Below are 1,579 nucleotides of genomic sequence, written 5' to 3' on the forward strand. Positions count from 1 at the left end.
ATACGCTGTTGCCAAAGCTTATGAGCGGAGAGATTAAAATTAAATAATTTATTTGACTTTATATAAAATAAATATACACTATATACTATACAGTATAGGAGTTCTATTTATGAAAAAGTATATGCATGAAAGTGATTTTGAAGTAACCGTTATTGAGATGATTCAAAATCTTGGGTATGAATATTATTATGGCGGGGACATCAGAGAAAATTTTCCCTCTATGAATAATACCAAAAATGTTGTTATCACTGAAGTATTATATAAAGCTCTTAAAAAAATTAATCCAAACGTTTCAGATAAGGCTATTAATGAGGCTCTAAGAAAAATTACTAATCTTGAAGAAATTAATTATATAGACAAAAACAAAACATTTCAAAAATATCTTTCATTTGGAATAGAAGTTAATTATTTTGATAATGAAAATAAAGCAACATACATAAAATTAGTTGACTATGAGAATATAGAAAATAATTATTTTTATATTGTTAATCAGCTTGTTATTATCGATATTGAAAATAAAAGACCTGATGTAATAATATATTTAAATGGTATTCCTCTTGTTGTTATGGAGTTTAAAAATCCTGTTGCAGATTCTGAAACTATAGATGAGGCATATTTGCAGTTAAAAAACTATATGGAAAATGGCATACCTAATCTTTTTTATTATAATGCTTTTTGTGTTATTACTGACGGCATACGTGCAGAAGTAGGCACTATTACGGCGGATAAAAGTAGATTTATTTCTTGGAAAAGGGAAAGCGAAGATATTGATATTATAGATAAAAATGCTGATTTAAACAAACAGTATAAAACTTTAATTAATGGAATGCTTCAAAAAGAAAGATTTTTAAATATTCTTCATTATTTTGTTTTTTATATACAAAGCGGAAAAAAAGAAGAATTAAAAACATCTAAAATATTAGCTGCATATCATCAATACTTTGCTGTCAATAAAATAATTAAAAATGTAAAAAAGGCATATTCAGAGAAGAAAACAAAAGCAGGTATTGTTTGGCATACCACAGGCTCTGGCAAATCTTTTACTATGCTTATGGCGGCAAAGGTTATATCTCAAAGTTTGGATAATCCTACAATAGTTATAATTACAGACAGAACGGAACTGGACGAACAATTATTTTCAACTTTTTCAAGTGCAATAGATACATATTTAAAACAAACACCAAAGAAAATAGAGTCTAGAAAAGAACTTGTAAAAGAGTTAAAAGATATTAACAAAGGCGGTATAATATTTACAACTCTTCAAAAGTTTGAAAACTATGATGAGGCATTATCCGAAAGAAGTAATATTGTTTTAATAGCAGATGAGGCACACCGCTCGCATGATCTTGAAAAGACTCAAATAAAAGATGATGGTAAAATAAAATATAATATATCCAAATATATTAATGATGCTTTTCCTAATGCCATAAAAATAGGTTTTACAGGTACTCCTATAGAAAAAGACGACAGAAACACAAAAGATGTTTTTGGTAATTATATTGACAAATACGATATAACACAGTCTGTTGAAGATGATGTTACGGTGCCTATATATTATGAGGGTAGGGTAAACTATTTA

General features: G+C 27.4%; 1 protein-coding gene. It reads left to right on the top strand.

The features are described from left to right. Nucleotides 1–109: 109 nt before the first annotated feature. On the top strand, nt 110–1,579 hold a 1,470-nt coding region (locus EZH24_RS11555), incomplete at its 3' end, for a type I restriction endonuclease subunit R (protein ID WP_137999241.1).

It is taken from the genome of Brachyspira catarrhinii (assembly GCF_005518285.1).
Classification (GTDB): domain Bacteria; phylum Spirochaetota; class Brachyspiria; order Brachyspirales; family Brachyspiraceae; genus Brachyspira; species Brachyspira catarrhinii.